Source organism: Nocardioides panacisoli, assembly GCF_039537325.1.
Classification (GTDB): domain Bacteria; phylum Actinomycetota; class Actinomycetes; order Propionibacteriales; family Nocardioidaceae; genus Nocardioides; species Nocardioides panacisoli.
Genome location: NZ_BAABAH010000010.1, coordinates 115,289 through 132,847, shown reverse-complemented (window position 1 = coordinate 132,847; position 17,559 = coordinate 115,289). Strand labels below are relative to the sequence as shown.

Here is a 17,559-nt window from a genome sequence, read left to right as displayed (position 1 = left end):
CTGCCGTTCCTTATCCGTGGGCCTGGAGCTCGTGCCGCACCCGGTCCTCGTCGAGGTCGAGGAAGTGGAGGCGGTGCGCGTCGAGGCGGTTCGCGAGGATGTCGCCGAGCAGACGGTGCAACGAGGCGCTGGTGACGGGGCGGCCACCGAGGCCGGCCACGACGTCGTACACCTCGACGGGGAGGCCCCGGGTCGCGTCACGGACGTTCTGCCCGACGATGCCGCCGGCTCCCACCGCGAACGCCCTCTCCACGACGACCACGCGGCGGGCGTTCCGGAGCGCGTCGCGCACCTGGGCCGCCGGCCACGGCCGGAAGCAGGTGATCCCGAGGACACCCACGGCCTGGCCGTCGTCGCGCAGCCCGTCGACGACCTCCTCGATGGTGCCGAGCACCGATCCGAGCGCGACGACCACGGTCTCCGCGTCCTCGAGCCGATAGGGCTGCAGGAGACCGCCCGTGCCGCGGCCGAACGCCGCGCGGAACTCCTCACCGATCATGGGGATCAGGTCGAGCGCAGCGAGCTGCTTGTGGTGGTTCAGGTACTTCACCTCGGTGAAGGCCTCGGGACCGACCATCGCGCCGATGGTCACCGGGTCGTCGGGGTCGAGGAGCTGTCGGGGGACCAGCGGCGGGAGGAACGCGTCGACGGCTTCCTGCTCGGGCAGGTCGACCTGCTCGAACGCGTGCGTGAGCACGAAGCCGTCCATGCAGACCATCACCGGCACGGAGAGAGCCTCGGCCAACCAGAAGGCCTGGACGTGGAGGTCGGTCGCCGCCTGGTTGGAGTCGGCGAAGAGCTGGACCCACCCGGAGTCCCGCATCGCCATCGCGTCGGAGTGGTCGTTCCAGATGTTGATCGGTGCCCCGACCGCGCGGTTCGCCACCGTCATGACGATCGGGAGCCCGAGACCCGATGCGTTGAACAGCGCCTCGGCCATGAAGAGCAGACCCTGGCTCGAGGTGGCCGTGTAGGTGCGGCTCCCCGCTGCGGAGGCGCCGATGCACGCGGACAGGGCGCCGAACTCCGACTCCACCATGAGGTACTCGCAGGGCACGAGGTCGCCCGTGCGCACCCGGTCGGAGAGCGACTCGACGATGTGCGTCTGCGGCGAGATCGGGTAGGCGGCGATCACCTGCGGCCGGCACCGTGCGACGGCCGCGGCCACCGCTTGGGAACCCTCGACCTGGCTAAGCAACGGAGGACCCCTGCACGAAGCGCGCGACGTGCTCGTGCGCGACCTCGGCGGCGCGGACGTTGCCCGCGCCGACCGGTCCTGGGAACCGCTCACGGATCGCGTCGCAGACCGCGCCGAGCGTGACCTGGCCGGTCAGCGCCGCGAACGCGCCGAGCAGCGCCGCGTTGGGAAGTGGCCGGCCGAGGAGCTGACGGGCGATCTCCGTCGCCGGCACCGTGGCGGCGTGACCCTGGCGGAGGTCGCGCACGACCTCGTCGATCCCCAGGTCGGCCGCCGATCTCGAGGTGTTGACGAGCAGGTAGCCGTCGGGACTCAGCCCCGCGAACAGGTCGACCTGGTGCACCAGGCTCGGGTCCTGCACGATCACCGCGTCCGGCTCGACGATCGGCTCGCGCAGCCGGATCGGCCGGTCGTCGATGCGGCAGTAGGAGACCACCGGTGCCCCGGTCCGCTCCGAGCCGAACGTGGGGAAGGCCTGCGCGCGACGGCCCTCGTCGAACACCGCCACCGAGAGCAGCTCGGCGGCAGTGACGACGCCCTGGCCGCCACGACCGTGGATCCGTACGCCGAACACGCGCGGACCTATCCGGCCACGAGACGGACCAGGTCGGCGAGCCGACTGGTGTAGCCCCACTCGTTGTCGTACCAGCCGAACACCTTCACGAACCGTCCCGACGCCTGGGTCAGCCCGGAGTCGAACACGCACGATGACGGGTCGAGGATGACGTCGGAGGACACCAGCGGCTCCTCCTCGTAGGCCAGGTACGGCGCCAGGGGCCCCTCGGAGGCTGCGGCCCTGAAGGCGGCGTTGACCTCCTCCGCGGTGACCTCCCGGTCGAGCAGCAGGCCGAGGTCGACCAGCGAGCCGTCGACGACCGGCACCCGCAGCGCGACGCCGTCGATGCGTCCGGCCATCCGGGGCAGGACCTCGCCGACGGCCTTGGCGGCGCCGGTGCTGGTCGGGATGATGTTGACGGCGCCGGCGCGAGCGCGGCGCGGGTCCTTGTGCGGCGCGTCGAGGATGTTCTGGTCGTTGGTGTAGGCGTGCACGGTCGTCATGAACCCGCGCTCGATGCCGAACGCGTCGTCGAGGACCTTGACCATCGGTGCGACGCAGTTGGTCGTGCACGAGGCGTTGGAGACGACGTGGTGGTGAGCGGGGTCGTAGGCGTCCTGGTTGATCCCCATCACGATGGTGGCGTCGACGCCCTTTCCGGGCGCCGAGATCACGACCTTCGGCGCACCGGCGTCCAGGTGGCCCTGGGCGAGCTCCCTGGTCCGGAACCGGCCGGTCGCCTCGACCACGACGTCGACGTCGAGCTCGGCCCAGGGGATCAGGCCCGGCTCGCGGTGCGCGGTCACGGCGATCTTGCGCCCGCCGACGACCAGGGTGTCGTCGCCGACGGCCTCGACCGAGGACGGGAACCTCCCGAAGGTGCTGTCGCGGCGGACCAGTCGTGCGAGCGAGCGGACGTCCACCAGGTCGTTCACGCCGACGACCTCGAGGTCGGTCGACTGGTCGGCGAGGCGCAGCAGCGCCCTCCCCACGCGACCCATTCCGTTGATTCCGATGCGCACCATCGTGGGTGCCTCCTTCTGTCGTGTTGTCCAGGTGGTTGTCGGGTCAGGCCAGGAGGACGCCGCCGTCGACGACGACCTGGGCGCCCGTCATGTAGTCGGCCATCGGGCTCACCAGGAACAGGGCGACCTTGCCGATGTCGTCAGGAACGCCCATCCGGCCCATCGGGATCCGGGCGAGGAACGTCCGGAGCATGACCTCGGGGTCGACGCCCGGGACCGCCTGCATGTGCTCCACGCCCGGCGTGGCGATGGCGCCGGGAGCGATCGCGTTCACGGCGATGCCGTGCGGCGCGAGCTCGAGGGCCAGGTTCTTGGTGAAGCCCCACGCGCCGTGCTTGGACGCGTCGTAGTGCGCGAGGCCGACGGAGGAGGGGTGCAGCGCGTCGATCGAGGTGACGTTGACGATCCGTCCGCCGTCGCCCTGCTCGATCATCTGCTGCGCGGCCATCCGGCTGCAGAGGTACACGCCCTCGAGGTTGACGTCGATGACCCGGCGGAACTGCTCGGGCGACATGTCCATCACCGGGATGGTCGGGAAGATGCCGGCGTTGTTGACGAGGACGTCGATCCGTCCCGACCACGCCACCGCGGCCACCCCGAGCCGGCGTACCGCGGTCTCGTCGCTGACGTCCACCGTGACCGCCAGCGCCTGAAGGCCGTCGTCGTGCAGCTCCTTCGCCGTGAGCGCAGCGGCCTCGCCGTCCGCGTCGGCGACGACCACGGCGGCACCGGCCGAGGCCAGTCGCGTCGCGATCGACTTGCCGATGCCCATCGCCCCGCCGGTGACGATCGCCGTCCGACCCGTCAGGTCGAGCAGCGACGACCCGCGCTCGTGGTGCTCCATGACTCGCTCCTTCGGCTGTGCGTGCGCCGAGTGCGCCCGTGCCCCCAGCCTTCGCGGCGGGCGTTGCTGTCGGCACCGCACAGGGACCCAGGAGCGCAGGACCTATGTCCCGCCGGAGACGGCGCCGACGCGCGGCACACAGAGGAAGAGGTCCTGGCGTCCAGGTCTACCTGTTCGAGGACGGGCACCGCACGCGGGCGGAGGCCGTCCTGCACACCCGTCAGCAGGGCGCTGTCCGGCCTGGCCCACGACCTCCTCGACGCGACGATCGCCGACCTCGAGCAGAACGTCGGGGCCGAGGTCCGGTTCTCCGGCTCAGCAGGCGCGCTCAGTCCCCGAGCCGGACCTCGACCACGCCGGGGACGGAGGCGGCCAGCACCCGGGCGATCACCCGGTCGTGGAGGCCGCTCGGTCCGCTGATCTCGGCCACGCCGTCGTGCACCTCGACCAACCAGTCGTGCTCACCCGCGGACACGAGCAGGGCGTCGATGTCCTGCTCGAGCAGGTCGTCGCTCCGCGCCAGCATCCGTACGACGTCGCGTCGGCTCAGGACGCCCACGACCTTGCCGGTGTCGTCGACCACCGGCAGGCTCTTGACGCCGGTCGACGTCGCGATGTCCACCGCGACGGCGAGGTCGGTCTCGGGGTGCACCGTGATCGCGTGTGACGTCATCACGTCCCCCACGTAACGGGGACGGTCGTCGCGCGGTTCGGCGTGCGGGATCTCGTGGGTCCGCGGGTCGGGTCCGACCAGCTCCCGGATCAGGTCCGCCTCGCTCACGACGCCGACGATGCGTCCGCCCGCGCCCACGACGGGCAGCGAGGTGATGTCGTTCTCGTCGAGCAGGGTCAACGCGACCTTCACGGTCGTGTCGGCCCGCACCGTCACCAGGTCGGTGGTCATCAGCTCTCGGGCAATCATGGTGCACTTCCTTCATCGATGGGTCAGGGGACGACGGCGACGGGGCACGTCGCCTCGTGCAGGAGGTGCTGGCTGACGGAACCCAGCACGACGGTGTTCAAGCTCCGGCGGTGACCGGCGCCGACGACGACGAGCGCGGTGTGCTCGGACGCCGTCGCGAGCGCGTCGCCGGGCTGGCCCGTCTCCGTCGACGCCGGCGACGACACGCAGTGCGGCGTCGTCGGCCGCCGGGCGGACCACGACGACGGGCCCGCGGGCGTGCCGGGTCACGGGGAGGCTCACCGAGCCGAGGACCGCGCCGGTCACCCGACCGTGTCCCCTCGCCCCGACCACCACGAGCGTGCTCGCCGAGGACGCGTCGACGAGGGCTCGCTGGGGGAGCCGGTCATGGACGATGCTGACGCGCCCCGGTCGACCAGCGGCGGCGAGGAGGTCGCGCGCCTCAGCGGCCCATTCCTCGACGATGACCTCACCCGGGACGATGAGGGGGCTGTAGCCGCCGTAGGACGGGTCGCCGCTCGCGACGATCACGAGGAGGGTTGCTCGGTGGCGCTCGGCCGCGTCCGCGGCCCAGTCGAGTGCTCTTCGCGCGTCCGCGGAGCTGTCGAAACCGACGACGAAAGGACGTATCTGCTCCATGGGGTCAGCCCGCTTCCACGGGCTGACGGATCAACGTGCGGAGGCGATCGGGAGCGGTCCGCCGAGCCTCCTGCTGGCGCCGCACCACGAAGTGGGCCGCGTAGACAACCGGCATCAGTGTCTCGAACGCGGCCGCGAAGGCGGCGCCGCCGGGCGAGCCGTGCCCCCCGACGACCAGGTACCCGAGCTCCGGCACGTCGACGACGTCGACGCGGTCCGCCCGGGCTCGGTAGAGGCGAGCGACCTCGCGCGGGTCGGTCGTCGGTGGGACCGTCATGGGTCCAGCCTGTGCACGCGCCGGTCGGGAGGCGAGGGCCCAACGTCCCGGCGGCGGTCGACCTTCGACCGGGACGCCGCTGCCCGGGGCCGACGGTGGTAGCCTCGAAGGCACTACCGCACGTTCCTCTCGCTCGGTGACCCAGCGAGCGCGCGCCGCCGCGACGAGGGGACGCGGGACTCGCACCGCCGTCGGCATCGGGTTGCGCCGGCAACGGTCAGCACGTGCACGCGTCCGGCACCGGACGCAGAGGAAGGACATCCGTGGCTCGAGGAAGCCAGCGCGGTCGCCCGCAGCAGCAGCGACGCAAGGGCGCCGCCAACCGACCCCGCCGTGACGAGGAGGGGATCATCCCGATCCTCGCCCGCGCGGTGCGCGAGGTCGAGTCGGCCGTCGCCCGCCGCTCCGCGATGCCGGAGGTGCGCACCAAGTTCCAGGTCGTCGCGCTGCTCGCCCGCGAGGAGCGCAACCGGGTCAAGGACGACGAGTCCCTGTCCGACGCCAAGCGCGCCGACGAGCTGAAGCGGCTCGACGGGATCGCGACGATCCTGGCGCAGACGGCCGCCCGCGACTCGACGCTGTTCACGCTGCTCGCCGAGGACGCGGAGATCTCCGACTCCGCCAAGGACCTGCGGCGCGAGATGCTCCGCCGGGCCGGTGTCGAGGTCGAGGAGGAGCCCGAGCCGGAGGCCGTCGAGGAGGACCTCGCGACCGCTCAGCGCCGGGTCGTTCCCCAGTCGGTCCTGTCCCGGCAGCTCGCCAACCCGTTCCTCACCCCGGACTTCACGGCCGCGGCGCCCCGCAACGTGCATCCGCGCCGGCTCGCCGGCTGGGAGCTGCTCGAGCCGCTGTTCCGTTCCTTCGAGCAGGCCGACAAGGGCGCACCGTCCTCGATGGAGCTGCCCGAGCCCAGCTCGCTGCAGACCCCGACCGGCCGTGAGCTGATGCTGCACCAGGCACAGGTCGTGGCGGCGGCCGCGGAGGGGCACCGCACCTTCCTGCTCGCCGACGAGCCCGGCCTGGGCAAGACGGCGCAGGCGCTCCTGGCGGCCCACGCCGCGAACGCCTACCCGCTGCTGGTGGCCGTGCCCAACGTGGTCAAGACCAACTGGGGCCGTGAGGTCGGGCTGTGGACGCCCGACAAGAAGGTCACCGTGCTGCACGGCGACGGCAACGACGTCGACGGGTTCGCCGACGTGTTCGTCGTCAATTACGAGATCCTCGACCGGCACCTCGGCTGGCTCGGCACCCACGGCTTCCGCGGGATGGTCGTCGACGAGGCGCACTACATCAAGAACAAGACCTCCCAGCGCTCCCAGAACGTGCTGGAGATCGCGGACCGGATCCGGGCCCGGGTCGCCCGCCCGCTGATGATGGCGCTCACCGGTACGCCGCTGATCAACGACATCGAGGACTTCCGGGCGATCTGGCAGTTCCTCGGCTGGATCGACGAGAAGAAGCCGCTCGGCGACCTGATGGAGTGCCTCGAGGAGACCGGCCTGGTGCCGACCGACCCGGGCTTCTTCCGCGCCGCCCGGCAGTGCGTCCTCGAGCAGGGCATCGTGCGGCGCCGGAAGATCGATGTCGCCTCCGACATCCCCGCCCGCCGCGTCGCCGACCTCCCCGTGGAGCTCGAGGGCGAGGCCGGCCGCTCGATCCGCAAGGCCGAGGCCGAGCTTGCGCGCCGGATGGTCGAGCGCTACGACCGGGCCCTGCAGACGCGGACCTCCGGCGTCGTCGTCGACGGCATCGACCACGACCTGGTCCGCCGGGTGGCGACGTGGGAGCGCGAGGAGACCGCCAGTAACAACGGCGAGAACGTCTTCGGGATGCTGCGCAGGATCGGCCAGGCCAAGGCGGGGCTGGCCGCGGACTACACCGCCCAGCTGGCCCGCAACGTCGGCAAGGTCGTCTTCTTCGCCAAGCACATCGACGTCATGGACCTCGCCGAGGAGACGTTCGCGTCCCGCGGCATCCAGTACTCCTCGATCCGCGGCGACCAGACCACGCCGGTCCGGCAGCGCAACATCGACGCGTTCGTCAACGACCCCGAGGTGCACGTCGCCGTCTGCTCGCTCACCGCGGCCGGCGTCGGCATCAACCTGCAGGTCGCGTCCAACCTGGTGCTCGCCGAGCTGTCCTGGACCGACGCCGAGCAGACCCAGGCCATCGACCGGGTGCACCGGATCGGCCAGACCGAGCCGGTCACGGCGTGGCGCGTGATCGCCACCCAGACCCTCGACACCCGGATCGCCGAGCTGATCGACCGCAAGGCCGGCCTCGCCGCCCGGGCGCTGGACGGCGCCGGCGAGGAGGCCGAGGGCGCCATCGATCTGCAGACCGAGGCCCTGGTCGCGCTGCTCACCGCCGCGCTGGAGGAGCGGGAGGGCGCCGCCCGCTGAGTCGATGTCACACTTCCGCGTCCCCGTCTCGTCCTAGGGGCATGACGATGATCGCGGTGGCAGGTGGCACGGGTGTGGTCGGCACGTACGTCGTCGACGAGGTCCGGCGGCGGGGGCACCAGGCCCGAGTGGTGTCCCGGTCCCACGGGGTCGACCTCGCCACGGGTGCGGGGCTCGACAGCGCGCTGCAAGGTGCGGACGCCGTGATCGACGTCAGCAACGTGAGCACGAACAGCGGCCGCAAGGCGGTCGCCTTCTTCGAGGCGGCCACCGGCAACCTGCTGGCGGCGGGGGAGCGGGCCGGGATCCGGCACCACGTTGCGCTCTCGATCGTGGGCATCGACCGGGTCGACCTGCCCTACTACCGCGGCAAGGTCCGTCAGGAGGACCTGGTGGAGGCGGGCCGGGTGCCCTGGACGATCGTGCGGGCGACCCAGTTCCACGAGTTCCCGGGCCAGCTCATCGACCGCTCACCCCGGCCGCTCGCCCTGGCGCCGGCGATGCTGAGCCGGCCCGTCGCCGCGAGCGAGGTCGCGGCGGTCCTGGTCGACGCCGCGCTGGGTGAGCCGCAGGGTCGAACACGCGACGTCGCGGGTCCCGACCAGCTGCTGATGTCCGACCTGGTCCGACGCGTGCTGGCGAAGCGCGGCGAGCGGCGGCTCGTCGTACCGCTGCCCCTGCCGGGACGGATGGGCCGCGCGGTCCGGGCGGGCGGCCTGCTGCCGCAGGGTGAGGCGGTCGTCGGGACGCAGACTTGGGACGACTGGTTGGATCGGTCGGCGTGACCGACGTCGACGAGCTGGCGCGTGAGTACGACGCCCAGCGCGCCCGGATGGTCAACGTCGCCTACGCGATCCTCGGGAGCCGCGCGGAGGCCGAGGATGTCGTCGCGGACTGCTGGCCCAAGCTGGTCGAGGCGGATCGCCGCGAGCCGGTCCGCGACGTCGCCGGCTGGCTGACGGTGGCCGTGGCGCGCACCGCCGTCGACGTACTGCGCTCGGCGCGCGTCCGACGGGAGACCTATCCCGGGGTCTGGCTGCCGGAGCCCGTGCTGACCGCCGACCCGCTCGACCGGGTCACCCTCGACGAGACCGTCGGCTATGCGCTGATGGTCGTGCTGGAGTCGCTCTCCCCGGCGGAGCGGACGGCCTGGGTGATGCACGACGTGTTCGGCATGACCTTCGAGGACGTCGCGCGCGTGGTCGGCCGCTCGTCCGCCGCGGTGCGGCAGCTGGCAGCACGCGCGCGGGCTCATCTCGCCGAGGGCTCCGGGCGGTTCGACGTGGACCGGTCCGAGCACGAGCGGGTGCTCGGCGGCTTCCTCACCGCGGCGGCCGGCGGCGACCTCGAGGCGCTGGTCGCGACGCTCGACCCGGCCGTGGTGCTGGTCTCCGACGGCGGTGGCGAGGTCAGCGCCGCGCGACGCCCTGTCGAGGGGGCGAGCCGGGTCGCGCGGTTCCTGCTCGGCGTGGCCGCGAAGAACCAGCGGGAGCTCCCCGACGCCCGGCTGGAGCTCGTCGACGTCAACGGGCTGCCGAGCCTGGCCGTCTACGACGGCGAGCGGCTCGACACCGTCATGGTGCTGACCGTCGAGCGCGGCCGGGTCGCCCGGGTCGACGTGATCCGTGCGCCGGCGAAGCTCCGGACCGTCCCGCCCAACCCCCGGACCCCTCGCCGCTGAGGGCCGGATCGGCCTAGGGTCCCGCCATGGGGACCACGGGGCGGCGCGCGCTCGCCGTACTTGCTGCCGCTCTGCTCGCGACCGGACTGATGGGTGCGCCCGCCCGCGCCGGCGGGGACCTGCCGGTCCCCTACACGTTCCTGATCAGCGCCGTGCTCGGCGGCACCCGCGTCGACGCTGACCCGCCGGGCGCCAACGAGTGGTCGTGCCGGCCGACCGCCGAGCACCCGCGGCCGGTGGTCCTCGTGCACGGCCTGCTGGGCAACAAGAACACCAACTGGCAGACCTACGCGCCGCTGCTGAAGAACAACGGCTACTGCGTCTACTCGCTGACCTACGGCGTCCCGGCGGGCACCCCGGTCGGGCTGGACCAGTTCGGTGGGCTCACCCGGATGCAGGACAGCGCGGTGCAGCTGAAGGAGTTCGTGCACCGGGTGCTGCGCAGCACCGGCGCCCGCCAGGTCGACATCGTCGGCCACTCCGAGGGCACGGTCGTGCCGCAGTACTACGTGAAGTTCCTCGGCGGGGCGAGGGACGTGAAGAACTACGTCGCGATCGCACCGCTCTGGCACGGCACCCGGCTCGCGAACACGGCCACCGTCGTCGCGAAGCTGTTCGGCCTCGACCCGGACTCGTTCCCCGTGTGCGCCTCCTGCGCCCAGTTCGCACCCGGCTCGCCGTTCATGACGAAGATGCGGACCGGGCGGATCGCGGTGCGCGGGGTGGACTACACCAACATCGTCACCAAGTACGACGAGCTCGTGTCGCCGTACACCTCCGGGATCCAGCGCGGCATGCACAACTACGTGCTCCAGGACTCCTGCGCGGAGGACTACTCCGAGCACTTCGAGGTGGTCGCGTCCCCGGTGGCCGCGCAGATCGTGCTGAACACCCTCGACCCGGCGGAGAAGAAGCCGGTCCCGTGCCGGCTGGTGCTGCCGTTCGTCGGTCCCTGACCGTCACATCTCCTCGTGCACGTCGGGGTCGCCGCCGAACAGGCGACCGTCGGCGCGGCCGAGGGCGCTGATCGCGGTCATCTCCTCGTCGGTCAGCTCGAAGCCGAAGACGTCGAGGTTCTGCCGCTGCCGCTCCGGGTCGGCGGACTTCGGGATCGGCAGCGAGCCGAGCTGGACGTGCCAGCGCAGGACGACCTGCGCCGGCGTGACGCCCAGCCGCTCCGCGGGTACGGCGACCGCCGGGTCGCCGTACTTGGCCTGCCGCTTGCCGAGCGGGCTCCATGCTTCGGTGCGGATGCCGAGCCGGTCGTGGACGGCGCGCATCTCGGCCTGCGGGAAGCCGGGGTGCAGCTCGAGCTGGTTCACGGCCGGCGTGACGCCGCTGTCGTCGATGATCCGCTCCAGGTGCGCCGCGGTGAAGTTCGAGACGCCGATCGAGCGGACCAGTCCGCGCTCACGCAGCTCGACGAGGGCGCGCCAGGCCTCGTGGTAGCGCCCGACGCTCGGGTTGGGCCAGTGGATCAGGTGCAGGTCGAGGTGGTCGAGGCCGAGACGCTCCAGGGACTCCTCGGTCGAGGCGATCGCGTCGGCGTGGGCGTGGTGCCGGCCTGGCAGCTTGCTGGTGACGAACAGCTCGTCGCGCGGGACGCCGGACGCGCGGATCGCCTCGCCGACCTCGGCCTCGTTGCCGTAGTTCACCGCGGTGTCGATCAGCCGGTAGCCCGCGGCGATCGCCGACACCACCGCGTCGACGCCCTCGGCGCCGGACAGCGGGTAGGTCCCGAAGCCGATCGCCGGGATGGTGTGGCCGTCGTTGAGCTCGTAGGTGGGGATCACCGCTCGATCGTAGGCAGCCGCGCCTGACCGGATCATCGACCCGTGCGTCCGTTCCTCCTCACGCGTCACAGCACGGAACCCTTTGGGTGAACGGTCGTTGAAGGTGAAGACAACGGCGATGCTCGGGTCATCGAGGTCTGACGACGGTCGGCGGTGGCTGGGGGGTTCCGCCGACCGTCCTCAGCCCGTTCGGCTCAGGGACGACCGACCGTGGCGGTCACGCGGAATCCGCGGTTCTGGTCCAGCGGCTTGCCGCCGCACGCGAACGACGTCATGCGGTGGCAGCGGTAGCGCGTGGACGCGTTCACGGCCGTCACGACGACCGAGCTGGTGCGGGCGGTGCCGAACGCCACCACGGTCGAGCCGCGGCCGTGCCGGTCGAGGGCGACGGTACGGCGGACCGTGCGGCCGCCGGGGCGTCGCACCTCCACCGACACTGCGGGTGCCTCCCGACGGTCCGGACCGTCCACGTCGACGGTGAGCAGGCTGTGGCGTGCCGCGGCGCCGGCCCCGGGCACGATCCGCAGGTTCTCGGCCGCGAGGTGGTCGACCTGGAGCGTCCGCACGACGCGGGCGGTGCCCGCCAGGCGCAGGGTCCCGGCCAGCCGGGCGCCGGGCCAGTGCGTGCCCTCCTCGTAGTGGCGGGCCGGGTCGAGGTTGGCCGCCGCGTAGGAGGCGAGCGTCTGCGCGAGTCCACCGCGGTGGGCGAGCACCTGCCGCAGCGCCTGGACGGAGTAGTCGTCGGCTGCGGCTCCGCGGGCGTCGGCCCGTTGCCAGACGTCGCGGACGATGCCGCGGCCGTAGCGCTCGCTGAGGTACTCCCAGAAGGCCCAGTTCCCGTACTGCGTGTAGCGCGTGTTCGAGAACGTGTCGAGCGAGACGCCGGGGCGCCGTACCGAGCCGTACTTGAGGTAGCGGCGGTTGTCGTTGGAGCCGTCGGCGTACTGGTCCTCCATCCAGGTCGCGGTGGACTCGAGCAGCCAGGGGTCCTCGCGGAAGTCGTAGCCGAACTGGATCGCGTGGAAGAACTCGTGCGCAGCGGTGACCCTCAGGCTCGAGCGGGCCGGGGCGCCGTACTGGCTGGGGGAGAAGTCGTTGTCGAGCACGCAGTAGCCCGAGGCGCTGAACCGCTCGTGCGGGACCCGCGCCTCCGGGGTGCAGTAGCCGAACAGGCCGCGGTTGCCGAGGTCGGCGAGGTAGACGTCGAACCGGCCGTCGCCGCCCCGGGTCCCGTCCGAGGGCGGCCGGCGCATGCCGAACTGGTCGATCTCGAAGTCCCACACCGACGCCATCACGCGCAGGGTGCGGTGCACCCACCGCATCCGGCGGGGCGCGTCGTCACCGTGCAGGGCGTAGTGGACGCACAGCCGCTTGCCGCAGATCTCCGCGGACCGTCCGTGGTAGCCGTCCCCGCCCGGGTCCTGGTAGCCGTCCGTCGGCCGGGCCAGCAGCACGTCGGCGCGCACCGAGTCGAAGAACCCGAGCCGGTCGCGCGACATGAACACGTCGCGCAGGGTCATGGTCAGGTCGAAGTGGCGGTTGGCCGGCAGCGCCCGGGAGGTCAGCAGCCGGCTCGCCCGGGCGATCGCGTCCCCGGGGTCGGCGGGTTGGTCCTGCCCGACCGTGGGCCGCGGCTGGCCGGGCGCCGCGTTCGCGGGTACGCCGACCGCGAGCCCCCCGAGCAGCGCGAGCGCGAGCAGCGCCGAGAGGGCGCTCAGGCGTGGGCGCATGACCGGCTGCTCCTGCGGGGTCGGGGAAGGGAACCTCGCACGTTTCCCGCGGGCCCGCGTCAGCCGATGTTCGAGATCTTCTCGATCAGGGCGGTCGTCGAGATCGCCGGGGTGCGTGGCAAGTAGACCACCTCGCAGACGTCCGACAGGTGATCGAAACGCCCTTTCCAGTCATCTCCCATGACCAGCACGTCGGCGCGGAACTTCTCGACGTACTCGCGTTTCTGCTCGAGGCTCTCCTCCAGGAACACCTCGTCGACCGGCTTGAGCGCGGCGATGATCGCCATCCGCTCGCGCTCGCTGAAGACGGGCTCACGCTCCTTCTTGCGCAGGTTGAGCGCGTCGGAGGAGACGCCGACGACCAGGCGATCGCCGAGCTCGGCGGCGCGCTCGAGCACCCTGAGGTGCCCGACGTGGAACACGTCGAACGTCCCGAAGGTGATCACGGTGCGGGCGCTGGACATGCGCGGCAGTCTCTCATTTGCCCGTGGGCCGAGCGGACGCCCTGCACGGCGTTGCGTAAGGATGGCGGACGTGACCGGGTTTCTCGAGGCAGCCGAGTCGGAGGCAGACGTCGTACGGCGGCGCGGGTTGCGGCGCATGCGCACGGTCGCGGTCAGCCTGCTCCTGTTCGCCGCGGCGGTGTACCTCGCCACGCTCAAGCGGGACGGCTTCCTGGGATACGTGAACGCCGGCGCCGAGGCGTCGATGGTGGGTGCGATCGCGGACTGGTTCGCGGTCACCGCCTTGTTCAAGCACCCGCTGGGGCTGCCGATCCCGCACACCGCGCTGATCCCGAAGCGCAAGGACGACCTCGGCAAGGGTCTCGAGCAGTTCGTCGGCGAGAACTTCCTGCAGGAGCAGATCATCCGCGAGCGGATCCTCTCGATCGGCATCGCGGAGCGGGTCGCGGCCTGGCTGTCCGTCCCGGCCAACGCGCGCCGGGTCGTCGACGAGGCCGCAGAGATCACCGCGCTCGCGCTGAGCAAGGTCCGCGAGGACCACATCGTCTCCCTCGTGAACGACGCGCTGGTGCCGCGGTTCAAGGAGGAGCAGATCGCGCCGCTGCTCGGCGGCCTGCTCTCGGAGGCACTGGCGGACGACCTGCACCACGGGCTGGTCGACCTCGGCTTGGAGGAGCTGCACGACTGGCTGGTCGCCAACCCCGAGACCGTGCACGAGGTCCTGGGGGAGCGGGCGCCGTGGTGGGCGCCGGACAGCGTGAACACCTACGTCATCAACCGGCTGCACCTGGAGATGGTGCGGTGGCTCGCCGAGATCCGGAGCGACCCGACCCACCGCGCCCGGCTCGCGCTCGACTCGATGCTGCACCGGCTCGCCGACGACCTGCTCGGCAACCCCGCCACCCAGGAGCGGGCCGAGCGGCTCAAGCTGCGGATGCTGGAGCACCCGGCCGTCATCAACACCGCCATCACGATCTGGAACGCGCTCCGGCGCGCGCTCGAGTCCTCGCTCGCCGACCCGGACGGGGCGGTGCACCAGCGGCTGCTGCTCGAGGCCCAGGCGGCCGCCGACCGGCTCCGCAGCGACCCCGAGCTGCGCGCCCGGGTCGACCAGACCGCGGCCGACCTCGCGGTCTTCGTGGTCGAGCGCTACGGCAACGACATCACAGCCGTCATCACGCACACCATCGAGCGCTGGGACGGCAAGGAGGCCTCGCGGCGGATCGAGCTGCACGTCGGTCGCGACCTGCAGTTCATCCGGATCAACGGCACCATCGTCGGTGGCCTGGTCGGCGTGCTGATCCACACGGTGTCGGTGGTGATCAGCTGATGGCGCCCCTCGAGCCGATGGACGTCGGCATCCGCGACGAGATGATCCGGCTCGGGCAGTTCCTCAAGCTCGCGAACCTGATCGAGCACGGCTCCGAGGCCAGGACCGTGTGCGCGTCGGGCGAGGTACGCGTCAACGGCGAGGTCGAGACCCGCCGCGGTCGGCAGCTCCGCGAGGGCGACGTGGTCGAGCTGGGCGGACAGGCCGCCCGGGTCGTCCACGGGGACGTGCCGGACGACCTGCCCTGGTAGTCAGCTCACGCCGAGCAGGTCGACGACGAAGATCAGCGTCTCGCCGCCCTTGATGACGCCGCCCGCGCCGCGGTCGCCGTACCCGAGGTGCGGCGGGATCACGAGCTGCCGGCGGCCGCCGACCTTCATGCCCTGGACTCCCTGGTCCCAACCGGCGATGACCTGGCCCACGCCGAGCTGGAAGTCGAGCGGGGCGCCCCGGTTGTACGACGCGTCGAACTCCTCGCCGGTCGAGTGCGCCACCCCGACGTAGTGCACCGACACCTTGCTGCCGGCCTTCGCCTCCTCACCGTCGCCGACGGTGACGTCGGTGACCACGAGGTCGGTCGGCGGGGTCGGGTCCACGAAATCGATCTCAGGCTTCTCCATGCCGTCCACCCTAGGGGTGTGGGGTGAGCGCATACTGACGAGGTGGACCTGATGAGGGCGATGCCGATCGTGCTCAGATGCGCCGTTGCCGGCGCGGGCCTGCTCGGCGTGCTCGGCCTCGTGGTCGGCACCATCATCGGCCTCCACGTCTACGCGCCGACGGCCTGGGCCGCCGCCTTCGAGATCGGCATCCCCTCCGCCGTCCTCGGCGCCCTGCTCGGCTCGCTGGCCGGCCTCGTGAGCCTGTTGATCGCCGGCAAGCCCCGGCGGCACACCACCTGATCCGCTGTGCCGGTGGTTGAGGTGCGAGGCGCCCCAGCGCCGCGCCCTCCGGCTCCTGTTCGGGATTCTTGGGATTCGTGGGCGCTCGCCGCGGGGGTCGAGGCACCTGGTTGCGACCCTGCGCGGGTGGCGGGATGCTGAGGGTCGACGGTCGGTGGTTGGGGGCTGCAAGAGAAGCGCCCCGGTGGTCGAGGAGGTCGCGCAGCGACCGTCACGAGACCCGGAGGTTCCGTTGGTCGAGTAGCCGTCGCGAGGGACGAGCGAGGGCGTATCGAGACCCGTTCAGTGACGTTCAGGCGTGCCGATGACCCCGCCGGGTGGCGGGGTGTGGGGCTCGGTGGCTAGTGGTCGGGTGGGTGGGCGCCGGGGTACGGTTCCCCGTCGTAGTCGTGGAGCTCTGCTGTTTCCCAAGGGTGCTCGACGTCCATGGTCTCCGGGTCGAGGCGTCGGGGTGGGTCGAGCTGGCGGGTGCCGTGGTGGTCGAGGAGGAAGTGCCGGTCGTTGGGGGCGATCCACAGGTAGGTGCCGGGTTCGACGATCACGTAACGCCATTGCGAGAAGGTTTTCGCCCGGTGGTGGCGCCGGCACAACGGGACCAGGTTGCACGGACACGTTGTCCCGCCCTTGGCGTGGGGTTTGGCGTGGTCGAGGTCGCAGGCCTCGATGCTGCGGTGACAGTTCGGGAAGGCGCAGTGAGGGTCACGCAGCCGGATGCGGGCCTTGAGCCGGTCGGGGATCTCATAAGACCCGACCGGGACGTGCTCGGTCAGGTCGATGACCGGGCGGACGATCACGGTGGTGCCCGGGGTGTTGACCCATTCCCGGATCTGGAACGGACTGATGGGGGTCTGGGTGTTGCCCAGCCGCCCGACCGCTGCGTCGGGTGGGAGTGCGTCGATGCCGGTGCCGGCCAGGGCCCGGATCGCGGTGTCGGTCAGGTGGGCGTGCAGCTCGACCCTGCGGCCCGGAACGGTGCGGACCACCTCACCGGTCTGGGGGTCGGTGACCTCGAGGTCGAGGGTGAGGTCCTGGCGGGCGAGCTCCCCGGCGGCCCGCGACCGCCGCACGTCCAGGGAGTCCGCGGACCCCAGCCGGCCGAGCAGGGTGGCCCGCCGAGAGACAGCCGCGTTCAGGTCGATCCCGTCCGCGGCATCCAGGACACCCTCGACGGACACCAGGCCGTCGGTGTCGATGTGGCCCAGGTTGATGTCGAAGTGCCGCTGCTCGGCTGCGTCGCGGCGGCGCTGCTCGGCCAAGTCGGGGTCGAACCGGGTGATCGCCTCGCCGACCAACCGTTCGATCTGCGCCCAGGCGCAGGTCCCGACCACGGGCCCGATGTGGCGGTCCACGAACCCTGCTGCGTCCGCGGAGAGCTGGCGGGTGAGGTCGGCGAGCCGTTCGGCACGCCAGGTGGCGCAGCGTCCGTCGAGGACGGCGGCGAAGGTCCGCTGGAGCCGCCAGCCGAGCTCGATGACCCGACCCACGTAGTCACGGCCACCATCAGGAGAGCGTCCGAGGACCGCGATCAGCTCCATCAACGCGAACTCAGAGACCAGCGGTGCGCCGGGTCCGGCGATCGGGACACCGGTGTCCAGGAAGCCATCGACCAGCGTCGCGGCACCCTCGGTGCAATCCGTGGTGTTGGCGTCGGCCCAGGCCACGATCTGGCACCACTCATCGACCCGGGCCTCGCGCTGGACGCGCAGGGTGGTGGTGAGCCCGGCGAGCAGCTCGCGGGTGGAGCGGCCGTCGTACCGCCCCATCGGCGAGGGGTGCTTCCCGAGATCCATGAGTGA

General features: G+C 71.8%; 19 protein-coding genes and 1 pseudogene. 7 read left to right on the top strand and 13 right to left on the bottom strand.

Features of this window, described 5'->3' with window-relative positions:
• Positions 1-10: 10 nt before the first annotated feature.
• From ABD709_RS14410 to ABD709_RS14380, 8 genes and pseudogenes are all read right to left on the bottom strand, one after another.
• Positions 11-1,168: a transketolase C-terminal domain-containing protein gene (locus ABD709_RS14410; protein ID WP_344776582.1), complete on the bottom strand. Its 1,158-nt coding sequence runs from the start codon at positions 1,166-1,168 to the stop codon at positions 11-13.
• 22 nt (positions 1,169-1,190) lie between these two features.
• Positions 1,191-1,772 carry a 2-oxoacid:acceptor oxidoreductase family protein gene (locus ABD709_RS14405; protein ID WP_344776580.1) on the bottom strand — a complete coding sequence of 194 codons (582 nt, stop codon included), beginning with the start codon at positions 1,770-1,772 and terminating at the stop codon, positions 1,191-1,193.
• An 8-nt stretch (positions 1,773-1,780) separates the two neighbouring features.
• Positions 1,781-2,779, bottom strand: a complete 999-nt coding sequence (gene gap / locus ABD709_RS14400; protein WP_344776578.1) for a type I glyceraldehyde-3-phosphate dehydrogenase — start codon at positions 2,777-2,779, stop codon at positions 1,781-1,783.
• 43 nt (positions 2,780-2,822) lie between these two features.
• Positions 2,823-3,623 (bottom strand): SDR family NAD(P)-dependent oxidoreductase, encoded by an 801-nt coding sequence (locus tag ABD709_RS14395; protein WP_344776575.1) that lies wholly within the window; start codon positions 3,621-3,623, stop codon positions 2,823-2,825.
• A gap of 328 nt (positions 3,624-3,951) precedes the next feature.
• Positions 3,952-4,545 carry a CBS domain-containing protein gene (locus tag ABD709_RS14390; RefSeq protein ID WP_344776573.1) on the bottom strand — a complete coding sequence of 198 codons (594 nt, stop codon included), beginning with the start codon at positions 4,543-4,545 and terminating at the stop codon, positions 3,952-3,954.
• 23 nt (positions 4,546-4,568) lie between these two features.
• A complete protein-coding gene (locus ABD709_RS14385; protein ID WP_344776571.1) occupies positions 4,569-4,751 on the bottom strand; it encodes a universal stress protein in 183 nt (60 codons plus the stop codon).
• Positions 4,752-4,950: 199 nt separating this feature from the next.
• Positions 4,951-5,184, bottom strand: a pseudogene (locus ABD709_RS21460) (universal stress protein); the annotation flags it as partial.
• 4 nt (positions 5,185-5,188) lie between these two features.
• Positions 5,189-5,461: a hypothetical protein gene (locus tag ABD709_RS14380; protein WP_344776569.1), complete on the bottom strand. Its 273-nt coding sequence runs from the start codon at positions 5,459-5,461 to the stop codon at positions 5,189-5,191.
• Between the two features lie 263 nt (positions 5,462-5,724).
• On the opposite strand from ABD709_RS14380, the gene ABD709_RS14375 reads away from it, so the two are divergent.
• Genes ABD709_RS14375 through ABD709_RS14360 form a run of 4 tightly spaced genes read left to right on the top strand, consistent with a single transcriptional unit; the run spans position 5,725 to position 10,500 of the window.
• Positions 5,725-7,863, top strand: a complete 2,139-nt coding sequence (locus tag ABD709_RS14375; RefSeq protein ID WP_344776567.1) for a DEAD/DEAH box helicase — start codon at positions 5,725-5,727, stop codon at positions 7,861-7,863.
• A gap of 47 nt (positions 7,864-7,910) precedes the next feature.
• Positions 7,911-8,648, top strand: coding sequence for an SDR family oxidoreductase (locus ABD709_RS14370; protein ID WP_344776566.1), 738 nt, complete (start codon positions 7,911-7,913; stop codon positions 8,646-8,648).
• Positions 8,645-9,544, top strand: a complete 900-nt coding sequence (gene sigJ / locus ABD709_RS14365; protein ID WP_344776564.1) for an RNA polymerase sigma factor SigJ — start codon at positions 8,645-8,647, stop codon at positions 9,542-9,544. The genes ABD709_RS14370 and sigJ overlap by 4 nt, the downstream gene beginning before the upstream one ends.
• 26 nt (positions 9,545-9,570) lie before the next feature.
• Positions 9,571-10,500, top strand: a complete 930-nt coding sequence (locus ABD709_RS14360; protein ID WP_344776562.1) for an esterase/lipase family protein — start codon at positions 9,571-9,573, stop codon at positions 10,498-10,500.
• Positions 10,501-10,503: 3 nt separating this feature from the next.
• Here the strand turns inward: ABD709_RS14360 and ABD709_RS14355 are convergent, their stop codons facing one another.
• From ABD709_RS14355 to ABD709_RS14345, 3 genes are all read right to left on the bottom strand, one after another.
• Entirely contained in the window at positions 10,504-11,337 is an 834-nt protein-coding gene (locus tag ABD709_RS14355) for an aldo/keto reductase (protein WP_344776560.1), read from the bottom strand.
• Between the two features lie 194 nt (positions 11,338-11,531).
• Positions 11,532-13,067: an MXAN_6640 family putative metalloprotease gene (locus ABD709_RS14350; protein ID WP_344776558.1), complete on the bottom strand. Its 1,536-nt coding sequence runs from the start codon at positions 13,065-13,067 to the stop codon at positions 11,532-11,534.
• 59 nt (positions 13,068-13,126) lie between these two features.
• The gene (locus ABD709_RS14345; protein ID WP_344776556.1) at positions 13,127-13,531 is read right to left on the bottom strand and encodes an FAD synthase family protein; all 405 of its coding nucleotides are present in this window, start codon (positions 13,529-13,531) and stop codon (positions 13,127-13,129) included.
• Positions 13,532-13,592: 61 nt separating this feature from the next.
• Between ABD709_RS14345 and ABD709_RS14340 the strand changes: the two genes are divergently transcribed.
• Positions 13,593-14,861: a DUF445 domain-containing protein gene (locus ABD709_RS14340; RefSeq protein WP_425575142.1), complete on the top strand. Its 1,269-nt coding sequence runs from the start codon at positions 13,593-13,595 to the stop codon at positions 14,859-14,861.
• Positions 14,861-15,112 carry an RNA-binding S4 domain-containing protein gene (locus ABD709_RS14335; RefSeq protein WP_344776552.1) on the top strand — a complete coding sequence of 84 codons (252 nt, stop codon included), beginning with the start codon at positions 14,861-14,863 and terminating at the stop codon, positions 15,110-15,112. Before ABD709_RS14340 ends, ABD709_RS14335 begins: the two co-directional genes overlap by 1 nt.
• On the opposite strand, the gene ABD709_RS14330 is transcribed toward ABD709_RS14335, so the two are convergent.
• Positions 15,113-15,481, bottom strand: a complete 369-nt coding sequence (locus ABD709_RS14330) for an FKBP-type peptidyl-prolyl cis-trans isomerase (protein ID WP_344776550.1) — start codon at positions 15,479-15,481, stop codon at positions 15,113-15,115. It abuts the gene before it with no gap.
• Between the two features lie 51 nt (positions 15,482-15,532).
• On the opposite strand from ABD709_RS14330, the gene ABD709_RS14325 reads away from it, so the two are divergent.
• Positions 15,533-15,763, top strand: a complete 231-nt coding sequence (locus ABD709_RS14325) for a hypothetical protein (protein WP_344776548.1) — start codon at positions 15,533-15,535, stop codon at positions 15,761-15,763.
• Between the two features lie 341 nt (positions 15,764-16,104).
• Here the strand turns inward: ABD709_RS14325 and ABD709_RS14320 are convergent, their stop codons facing one another.
• Complete coding sequence (locus ABD709_RS14320; RefSeq protein ID WP_344776546.1) at positions 16,105-17,553, bottom strand: HNH endonuclease signature motif containing protein; 1,449 nt, start codon at positions 17,551-17,553, stop codon at positions 16,105-16,107.
• Positions 17,554-17,559: the final 6 nt, after the last annotated feature.

What these genes read in the sequence shown, in the direction of transcription:
- gap (WP_344776578.1), bottom strand. Translation starts at nt 2,779, where the DNA reads ATGGTGCGCATCGGAATCAACGGAATGGGTCGCGTGGGGAGGGCGCTG.
- ABD709_RS14395 (WP_344776575.1), bottom strand. Translation starts at nt 3,623, where the DNA reads ATGGAGCACCACGAGCGCGGGTCGTCGCTGCTCGACCTGACGGGTCGG.
- ABD709_RS14390 (WP_344776573.1), bottom strand. Translation starts at nt 4,545, where the DNA reads ATGATTGCCCGAGAGCTGATGACCACCGACCTGGTGACGGTGCGGGCC.
- ABD709_RS14380 (WP_344776569.1), bottom strand. Translation starts at nt 5,461, where the DNA reads ATGACGGTCCCACCGACGACCGACCCGCGCGAGGTCGCTCGCCTCTAC.
- ABD709_RS14370 (WP_344776566.1), top strand. Translation starts at nt 7,911, where the DNA reads ATGATCGCGGTGGCAGGTGGCACGGGTGTGGTCGGCACGTACGTCGTC.
- ABD709_RS14360 (WP_344776562.1), top strand. Translation starts at nt 9,571, where the DNA reads ATGGGGACCACGGGGCGGCGCGCGCTCGCCGTACTTGCTGCCGCTCTG.
- ABD709_RS14350 (WP_344776558.1), bottom strand. Translation starts at nt 13,067, where the DNA reads ATGCGCCCACGCCTGAGCGCCCTCTCGGCGCTGCTCGCGCTCGCGCTG.
- ABD709_RS14345 (WP_344776556.1), bottom strand. Translation starts at nt 13,531, where the DNA reads ATGTCCAGCGCCCGCACCGTGATCACCTTCGGGACGTTCGACGTGTTC.
- ABD709_RS14340 (WP_425575142.1), top strand. Translation starts at nt 13,593, where the DNA reads ATGGCGGACGTGACCGGGTTTCTCGAGGCAGCCGAGTCGGAGGCAGAC.
- ABD709_RS14335 (WP_344776552.1), top strand. Translation starts at nt 14,861, where the DNA reads ATGGCGCCCCTCGAGCCGATGGACGTCGGCATCCGCGACGAGATGATC.
- ABD709_RS14330 (WP_344776550.1), bottom strand. Translation starts at nt 15,481, where the DNA reads ATGGAGAAGCCTGAGATCGATTTCGTGGACCCGACCCCGCCGACCGAC.
- ABD709_RS14325 (WP_344776548.1), top strand. Translation starts at nt 15,533, where the DNA reads ATGAGGGCGATGCCGATCGTGCTCAGATGCGCCGTTGCCGGCGCGGGC.
- ABD709_RS14320 (WP_344776546.1), bottom strand. Translation starts at nt 17,553, where the DNA reads ATGGATCTCGGGAAGCACCCCTCGCCGATGGGGCGGTACGACGGCCGC.